Origin of the sequence: Streptomyces sp. NPDC059454 (genome assembly GCF_042749965.1) — a bacterium.
GTDB lineage: Bacteria > Actinomycetota > Actinomycetes > Streptomycetales > Streptomycetaceae > Streptomyces.
In genome coordinates this window covers 1-5453 of record NZ_JBHYVC010000123.1, presented here as the reverse complement: position 1 = coordinate 5453, position 5453 = coordinate 1, and the positions used below count along the sequence as shown (strand labels likewise).

The 5453-nt window shown below is 74.9% G+C and carries 1 protein-coding gene; it reads right to left on the bottom strand.

The genetic code is table 11. The features are described from left to right. A partial coding sequence (locus ACFXAE_RS36035; protein WP_384723908.1) for an SDR family NAD(P)-dependent oxidoreductase occupies positions 1-5453 on the bottom strand: 5453 nt, incomplete at both ends.

Genomic DNA, 5453 nt, shown 5'->3' with positions numbered 1-5453 from the left:
GTGACCTCGGGGCCGGTCTCGGCCACGACACCGACCGCCTCCGAGCCGAGGAGTCCGGCCTCACCCGGGTACATGCCGAGCGCGTTCATCACGTCGCGGAAGTTCAGCCCGGCCGCCCGCACCGCGAGACGCACCTGCCGACCCTCCGGCGCCTGCAGCGCCTCGGGACAGGCGGTGAGGGTGAGCGCGTCCAGGTTGCCCTTGGCGGTGCTGTCCAGCCGCCAGGGGCCGTGGGCCGGGGGCAGCAGTCCGGCGCCGGTGACCGCCCGGTCGAGGCGGCCGACGAGGACGTCCCCGTCCCGTACGACGAACTGGGCGTCGCCGCCCGCCAGGAGCTCCGGCAGCAGCGGCAGCACGGTTTCGGCGCGGCTGTCCGCGTCGAGGTCGACGAGGGCGAAGCGGGTGGGGTTCTCCGAGTGCGCGGCGCGCAGCAGACCCCAGACGGCCGCGGCCGCCAGGTCCTCGACCCGGTCACCGTGCCCGGAGCGCATCGCGCCCCGGGTGACGAACACCAGCCGGGCCGTCTCGAAGCGGTCCTGCCGCAGCCACTCCTGCACCAGGTCAAGGGCGTGCGCGAGAAGGGTGTGCGTGGCCTGCGGTACGTCGTCGCCGTGGCCGTCGCCGGACACGGGGACGCACACCAGGGTCTCGGAGCCCGTGAGGCCGTCCAGGGCGGCCGCGGCGGCGTCGGTGCCGAGCGCGGGCAGGGTGACGTGGCGGACCGACGGATCGGCGGCGGTCTCGGGGGCGGCGGTCCACTCCAGGCGGAGCAGGGAGTCGAGTTCGGTACGGCGGGCGGCGGGCGCCTGCACCCCGGCGGGAACCCGCAGCACCAGCGACTCGGTCGACAGGACGGGCGCGCCCTCGACGTCCACGGCGGCGATCGAGACCGAGTCCTCACCCGTGCGGGCGACCCGGAAGCGGACCACGGAGGCGCCGCCCGCGTGCAGCGACACCCCTCCCCACAGGAACGGCAGCAGCTTGTGCTCGTCGTCCAGGCCGGCGAAGCCCACGGACTGCACGGCCGCGTCCAGCAGCGCCGGGTGCATGCCGTAGTAGCCGGCGTCGTCCGCCTCCGCGGGGAGCGCGGCCTCGACGAACGCCTCGTCGCCGCGCTTCCACACGGCGCGGATGGTGCGGAAGACGGGACCGTACTCGGTGCGTTCGTAGAAGCCTTCCAGGTCGGCGGCGACCGCGTTCTGCGGGGGCCAGACGCTCGCGTCGAAGCCGACGGTCCGCGCGTCCGTGCCGAGCACGCCGGCCGCGTGCTCCGTCCAGGTCGCCTCCGGCGCGTCGGCGGCCCGCGAGTACAGGCTCACCTTGCGTGCGCCGGACTCGTCGGGCGACCCGACCCACACCTGGACGACGACGGCACCGTCCTCGGGCAGCAGCAGCGGCGTGGCGAGGGTGAATTCCTCGACGCACTCGCAGCCGACCTCGTCACCGGCGCGCACGGCCAGTTCGAGGAAGCCGGTGGCCGGGAAGAGAACCATGCCGCCGCCGACGGTGTGGTCCGCCAGCCAGGGGTGCGTGGTGAGCGACAGACGCCCGGTGAACAGCACGCCCTCGGAGGCGGCGAGCGCCGTGGCGGCGCCCAGCAGCGGGTGTTCGGCGGGGCGGAGCCCGGCGCCCGTGACATCACCGGTGTGGGCCGCCGGGCGGGGCCAGTACCGCTCGTGGTGGAAGGCGTACGTCGGCAGCGCCACCCGGCGCGCACCGGTCCCCTCGAAGCACGGCGCCCAGTCGATGTCCACGCCGGTGACGTGGAGCCGGGCCAGCGCGGTGAGCAGCGCGGTCTCCTCGGGGCGGTCCCCCCGCAGCACCGGCACCGCCACGACGTCCCCGCCGCCGTCCAGCACCCGCGCGGCCATCCCGGTCAGGACGCCGTCGGGGCCCAGCTCCAGGAACGCGTTCGCTCCGGCACCGGCCAGCGCGCGCACACCGTCGGCGAAACGCACCGTGCCACGGACGTGGCGCACCCAGTACTCCGCCGAACACAGCAGGGCGGCGTCGGCGATCCCGCCGGTCACGTTGGAGACGACGGGGATGCGCGGTGCGGCGTACGTCAGCCCCTCCGCGACCGCGCGGAACGCGTCGAGCATCGGCTCCATCAGCGGCGAGTGGAAGGCGTGACTGACCGACAGGCGCTGCGTCTTGCGGCCCTCTGCCTCGAACTCAGCGGTGAGTGCGAGGACTTCGGGCTCCACGCCCGCGACGACGACCGCCTTCGGTCCGTTGACCGCCGCGAGGGCGGTGCCGTCCGTCAGCCTCGGGACGATCTCCTCCTCGGTCGCCTGCACGGCCACCATCGCGCCGCCTGCCGGGAGTTCCTGCATCAACCGGGCGCGGGCCGCGACCAGCGTGCAGGCGTCCTCCAGGGACAGGACCCCGGCGACGTGCGCGGCCGCAATCTCGCCCACGGAGTGACCGGCCACGAACTCCGGCCGCACACCCCAGCTTTCGACCAGCCGGAACAGCGCCACCTCGACCGCGAACAACGCGGGCTGCGTGAACCCGGTCGTGTCGAGGAGGTCCGCCTCCCGCGTGCCGGCTTCCGCGAACAGCACCTCACGCAGCGGACGATCCAGCCCGGCATCGAGCCGGTCCAGTACGGCGTCCAGCGCCTGCGCGAACACCGGGAACCGGGCGTACAGTTCACGCCCCATCCCGACCCGCTGCGAACCCTGCCCCGAGAACAGCACCGCGAGCGACCGCTCGGCGGCACGGCCGCGCGCCACCTCGACGGGGGCGCCGCCCTCCAGGCCGGTGCCCGCGAGGAGCACCGCCCGGTGCTCGAACAGCGACCGCCCGGAGGCCAGCGAGTAGCCCACGTCCAGGACGGACCCGGCGTCGAAGGACGTCACCCGGTCGATCTGTCCCGGCAGGGCCTCCTCGGAGCGTGCCGAGACCGGCCACGGCACCAGGACCGGTGAGACGGACGGCGCGGTGGCCGGCTCCGGGTCCTCCGCGGCCGGTTCGGGCTGTTCGAGGATGACGTGGGCGTTGGTGCCGCTGAGGCCGAAGGACGACACACCCGCGCGCCACGGCCGGTCCGTGTCCGGCCACGCGGTCGGTTCCGTGAGGAGCCGTACCGCTCCGGCCTCCCAGTCGACGTGGGTGGAGGGCCGGTCGACGTGGAGGGTCCTGGGCAGGGTGCCATGGCGCATGGCGAGCACCATCTTGATGACGCCCGCGACACCGGCGGCGGCCTGGGTGTGGCCGATGTTCGACTTGATGGAGCCGAGCAGCAGCGGACGCTCCGGGTCGCGGCCCTGGCCGTAGGTGGCCAGCAGGGCCTGCGCCTCGATCGGGTCGCCGAGGGTCGTGCCCGTGCCGTGCGCCTCGACGGCGTCCACGTCGGCGGGCGTGAGTCCGGCGCTCGCCAGGGCCTGCCGGATGACGCGCTGCTGGGACGGGCCGTTGGGGGCGGTGAGGCCGTTGGAGGCGCCGTCCTGGTTGATGGCCGAACCGCGGACCACCGCGAGCACCTCGTGCCCGTTGCGCCGGGCGTCGGACAGGCGCTCCAGGACGAGCATGCCGACGCCCTCGGACCAGCCGGTGCCGTCGGCGGAGTCGGCGAACGCCTTGCACAGGCCGTCGCCGGCCAGGCCGCCCTGCCGGGTGAAGCCGGAGAAGTTCATCGGGGTCGACAGGACGGTGACGCCGCCCGCGAGGGCGAGGGAGCTCTCCCCGCTGCGCAGGGACTGGGCGGCGAGGTGCAGGGCGACCAGGGAGGAGGAGCAGGCGGTGTCGACGGTGAGGGCCGGGCCCTCCAGGCCGAGGGCGTAGGAGACCCGGCCGGAGATGACGCTGGTGGCGAGGCCGGTGCTGGCGTGGCCCTCGACGTCCTCGCGGGAGGTCATCACCAGGGTCGCGTAGTCCTGGCCGGTGGTGCCGACGAAGACGCCGGTGGCGCTGGAGCGCAGGGTCTGCGGGTCGATGCCGGCGCGCTCGAACGCCTCCCAGGAGGTCTCCAGGAGCAGGCGCTGCTGCGGGTCCATGGCGAGGGCCTCGCGCGGGGAGATCCCGAAGAAGCCGGCGTCGAAGCCGCCCACGTCGTGCAGGAAGCCGCCGCGGCGGGTGGCGCTGACGCCCCGGTTGTCGTGTCCGCCGCCGAACAGGGTGTCCAGGTCCCAGCCGCGGTCGGTCGGGAACGCGGTGATGCGGTCCTCGCCGTCGGCGAGCATCCGCCACAGTTCGTCGGGGGTGGTGATGCCGCCGGGCATGCGGCAGGCCATGCCGACGATGGCCACCGGGTCGTCGGCGACGTCGGCGGCCACCAGCGGGGTGCCCGGGTCGCCGTGTTCGTCGAGGAGTTCGGCGACCAGGTGCTCGGCGAGGCCGTGCGGGGTCGGGTAGTCGAAGACGAGCGTGGCGGTCAGCCGCAGGCCGGTGGCGGTGGTGAGGCGGTTGCGCAGTTCGACGGCGGTGAGCGAGTCGAAGCCGAGTTCGCGGAACTCGCGGCCGGGTTCGATGGCCTTGGGCGAGGAGTGGCCGAGCACGGCGGCGGCCTCGACCCGCACCAGTTCGACGAGGTGGCGGGCGCGCTCGTCCTCGGGGAGGGCCAGGAGGCGGCGCGTCAGGTCGGCGGCGGTGCTCGCGCCGCCGACGGCGGTGGCGGCAGCGCGCCGGGTGCCGCGCACCAGGTTGCGCAGCAGCGGCGGCACCTCGCCCGGGATGCGCAGGTCACCGCCGGTGGAGCCGATGGGGACGACGAGCGCCTCGGCGGAGCCGGTGGCGGTGTCGAAGAGGGCGAGGCCGCGCTCGACGGGGATCGGGGCGGCGCCGGACGCGGCGATGCGCTGCATGTCGGCATCGGAGAGGGTGCCGGTCATGCCGGCGCTCTGCGCCCAGGCGCCCCAGGCCAGGGAGAGGGCGGGCAGGCCGGCGGCGGTCCGCTGCTGGGCGAGGGCGTCCAGGAAGACGTTGGCCGCCGCGTAGTTGCCCTGGCCGACGCTGCCCATCACACCGGACACCGAGGAGAACATGACGAAGGCGGCGAGGTCCAGGTCCCGGGTCAGCTCGTGCAGGTGCCAGGCGGCGTCGACCTTCGGCCGCAGCACCTCCGAGACCCGCTCCGCCGACAGCGACGTCACCACACCGTCGTCCAGCACACCGGCCGCGTGGACGACCGCGGTCAGCGGGTGCGCGGTGTCGATGCCGGCAAGCAGGGCCTCGACCGCCTGCCGGTCGGCCATGTCGCAGGCGGTGACGTCCACGACCGCACCGGCGGCCGCGAGTTCGTCCCGCAGCTCGGCGGCGCCCTCGGCCTCGATGCCGCGGCGGGACACCAGGAGGAGGCGGCGCGCGCCCCGGGCGGTCACGAGGTGGCGGGCCAGTTCCCGGCCCAGGCCTCCCGTGCCGCCGGTGATGAGGACGGTGCCGTCGGGGTTCCAGCGCGGCGGCATCGTCAGCACGATCTTGCCCACGTGCCTGGCCCGGCTCATGAACCG